Source organism: Salinispora cortesiana (assembly GCF_000484695.1).
Classification (GTDB): Bacteria; Actinomycetota; Actinomycetes; order Mycobacteriales; family Micromonosporaceae; genus Micromonospora; species Micromonospora cortesiana.
Genome location: NZ_AXVR01000127.1, coordinates 1 through 3,428, shown reverse-complemented (window position 1 = coordinate 3,428; position 3,428 = coordinate 1). Strand labels below are relative to the sequence as shown.

The window sequence follows — 3,428 nt, the reverse complement described above, 5'->3', positions numbered from 1 at the left end:
GGTAGTGGGGGCAGGACGCGGTGGAGCATCGTGCCGGTGCGGTCGAGGCTGGCAGCGGCGTGTGCGGTCAGGTGCACGCCGATGGCGACGGCCTCAGCGGTGGTGAGGACGACGACGATCTGTCGGCCGTGTTGGTCGCGGGTGTGGATCTCAACGTGGCCGTTGGGTAGGACCCGCACGGGCAGGAACGTCTCGACGTGGGTGCGGTCCGGCGCGAGGGTGTGGATGGCCTCGGTCAGACTGCTGTAGTGGTTGTGGGCCTCGGCGTTCCAGTACTGGCTGCGGGCGATGTGGTGGTCACGCTCGGTTTTGGTGTCGGCGTGGTTGGCCACGGTGTAGGCCACTTTCGCCTTCGCGTAGGCGTCGCACAGGGCGTCGATCGAGTTCAGGACCGTGTCGGCGGCCGGCGTCGGGGCGGTGCTCATATGAAGGTCCTCCATTCCGGAGTGCGTGCGAGTGCGTCGAGGTGTGGGCGCGGCCGTAGCGGCGCCCGACGGGCGGGTGGTGCGCTGCCCCGGTGCGCGGCCGGTCTGTGGCGCGGGTGGGCGTCTGGGGCCGGTCTGTGTGGGCGGGCGGGCCGCGCCGCTCGGTCGGGCAACGGTGTTGGTGGCACGTTCGGCGGTGGTGGTGCCCGCCGGTGTCGGGGCCGTCCGCCGTCTGTGGCGGTGCCGGCCCCGATACCGGGCCACGCTCAGACCGCCAGCAGGTCGAACGCGCGGGCCTTGAGGTCGGCCCCGGTGCCGGTGACCGCGCGGCGGGCGCGGACCTCGGCGGTGGCGGCTTTGGCGTAGTGGTCGAGGTACTCGGTGATGGCCTGGTATCCGGCCCACCGGGTGCCCTTGATGGCCTTCTGGGTGTCCGCGTCGCGGACGAGGTACCGCAGGGTCGAGGAGCGCTGCTTGGCGTTGTTCCTCGCGGCGTCAGAGGCGTCATCCTCGACCGGCCAGAGCTGCGCGACGATCTTCTCGAACTCACCCATCGTCAGCGCCTCGTTGATCATCTTGTCGGCCTCGCGCTCGAACGCCTCGAAGTGCTTCCACACCAGCCGCAACGCCTGCCGCGCCTCGCTGATCTTCGCCGTGATGTTCGAGGTGTGCCGGAACACATAGGAGCCCTGCGACCGCTGGTAGGCCATGCGCTGCGTGTTGGCGCACACGATCCGTACCGGGGTGGCATCCACCCGCAGTGAGGCCGTGCCGTCGTGGCTTGTGGTCGCCGCGAGGTACAGGTCGTGCAGGTCGACCCCGGCGACCTTCATGGCCTCGGGCAACTTCATGGTGACGAACACCGCGCGGCCCTTACGCATCGACCCAGCGGTCTCGAAGTGCGCGCCGGACTCGTCGACCAGCAGGTTGAGCACCTCGGCGACCTGCTCGTTCTGCACGGTCGTGTAGTCCTCACCGACGATGCCGAGGTACTCGGTCGCGCCGGTCTCCGGGTTCGTCCGCACGGTCATGAACTTGTCGGGGCAGTCGACCTTCGTCACGCCCCTGTCGGTGATCTCCATGCCCTGCAGCGGAATCTTGCGGACCTCCCAGCCGCCGAGCCACGCCTTGCTCATGACCTCCTCGGCGGTCATGCAGTCGTCGCTGATCTGGCCGAGCTGGTGCCAGGCGGACAGCTTCGCGGAGGCGAAGGCGGTCTGACCGTTGGCGAAGGTCTCGAGTTCGTGTGCCACGTGGTACCCCTTTCGGGTCTCGATCGGTTGTGGGTGACGGCGGGCTGGGGGTTCCAATCCCGGGCCGCGCCGTCGCAAATAATGGTCCCTGCCTATAGTTGACGGATCAAGCCGATCCGGGCCGGTCTATCGAGTTTTCTGCGGCGAATCTGACGCCCACCATCGGCGCCATGCCTACCGGGTCACCGGGTCAGTGTTCAGTCGCCCGTCAGGGCCGTACCGGTACTCGTGCACGGTCTTAAACCGTGCCGGGAGGTACACGCTGAAGCCGTGCTCCGGGATAAAGACGGTCCGGTACTCCCGGGTGATCCCGAGCAGGTACCGGTCGGGTTTGTCGCCGCACGAGCCGGGCGGGGATAAGGCCGCCGCCGGGCCGGTCGGCGCGGGCGCGCCGGTGGCGGCCGAGGGCGATGTGCGGGCACAGCGTGAGTGCGGCGGTCATGCACTAACTCCACGTGTACCCCGCCGTCCGGGTCGGGGTGCAGGTTGACCGGTGGGATCGGCAGGCCGGGCCGCGCGTCGCGGGGGCGTGCCGCCAGAGCGGCCGGGATCTTCGGTGTTCCACTGTGGGGTCGGGTCATTGGTCGTCTCCGGTCCGCGCGTCCACGATCGTTAGGTCGGGGTTTGTTGCCCGGAGTCGGGCGCGTACGCGCGGCCACTCGTGGGCGCTGATGCGCCGGGTGATCGTGTCGAGGTTGGCGCCGGTCATCACCGTGTGTTGCACGGCGGCGGCGTCCGCATCGGTGAACACGGCTACCAGGTCGCCCCCGGCGACCAGGTACACGTCGGCGGTGTCAGCCGGTGGGGGTGTCGGGGCGGTACGACGGCGCCCCGGGCTGTTGCCGGGGTGGCGGTGGGTGGTCATTGGTCATTGCCTTTCTGGTCTGTGGTGTGAGCGCCGGGGCCGGGCGTGGTGCCCGGCCCCGGCGTATCGGGTCTGTTCGGTCAGGTCGTGGCCGGCGTGCCGTCGGCCCCGTCGGTGTTGCTCGGGTCGGTGCCCGTGCGGGTCATCAGCGCGGCAACCTCGTCGGCGGGTGCGGGCGGGTTGTCGGCGAGGGCGTACTTCACCGGGGCCTCGCTGGTCATGATCAGCACGCCGAGTCCGTTGAGCTTGTTCATGGCGTTGCCGACCGCGCCCGAGCTACGGCCGCCCAACTCACGGCCGACGGTGCCCGGGGTGAGGTCGTGGCCGGGGCCGAGGTCACGCATGAACGCTTCGACCTGGTTACGTAGGCCGTTCTTGCCGAGCTTCGGCGACCCGTCGGTGTTGCTCTCGCCGGTGGTGCTGCGGCGGGTGGCGGTAACCGTGACACCGGTCTTGATCCGGTGCTTGTGTCCGCAGGTACACACACACTCGCGGTACGGGGCAGCGTTGGCGAGGTCCACCGTGTCGAGGTCAGCCTCACCACGCACCCACCGTTCCGGGGCGCTGTCACTGTCACCCGGCTTACGGACCGCCGCCCCGGCAACCTCCATCGCCGTAAGCACCCGGGCGACGACCTGAGCGCGTAGGCCGGACTGGTCAATCACGTCGGCCGCGCTCACCCCGTCGGGGTAGTCGCCGAGCACCCCAGCCACCATCACGATCTTCAGGTGGTCACCGGCGCCCGACGGCACCCCCGACACAGGCACCCCGGACACCGGCGCCACGTCCGCCGCCGCGTTGCCGCTCGCCTCACTGTCCGCCGGGGTCGCCTCGTCGGCCGCGCCCGGCATGGCGTCGGTGATGGCTACCTCGTCTTCCGCCGCG

General features: G+C 69.9%; 4 protein-coding genes. All 4 read right to left on the bottom strand.

All coding sequences use genetic code 11. The features are described from left to right. Nucleotides 1-425, bottom strand: a 425-nt coding sequence (locus K228_RS0124220; protein ID WP_025620691.1) for a hypothetical protein, incomplete at its 3' end; no start/stop codon positions are given. Nucleotides 426-691: 266 nt separating this feature from the next. Then, nucleotides 692-1,678 carry a DUF932 domain-containing protein gene (locus K228_RS0124215; RefSeq protein WP_025620690.1) on the bottom strand — a complete coding sequence of 329 codons (987 nt, stop codon included), beginning with the start codon at nt 1,676-1,678 and terminating at the stop codon, nt 692-694. Between the two features lie 577 nt (nt 1,679-2,255). Then, complete coding sequence (locus K228_RS0124210) at nt 2,256-2,543, bottom strand: hypothetical protein (protein WP_025620689.1); 288 nt, start codon at nt 2,541-2,543, stop codon at nt 2,256-2,258. Nucleotides 2,544-2,623: 80 nt separating this feature from the next. Further along, nucleotides 2,624-3,428 (bottom strand): MarR family transcriptional regulator (locus tag K228_RS29050; RefSeq protein ID WP_025620688.1); only part of this gene is annotated, 805 nt, incomplete at its 5' end.

Bases quoted from the DNA above. Each gene is read 5' to 3' on its own strand.
- K228_RS0124210 (WP_025620689.1), bottom strand. From the start codon at position 2,543: ATGACCACCCACCGCCACCCCGGCAACAGCCCGGGGCGCCGTCGTACC.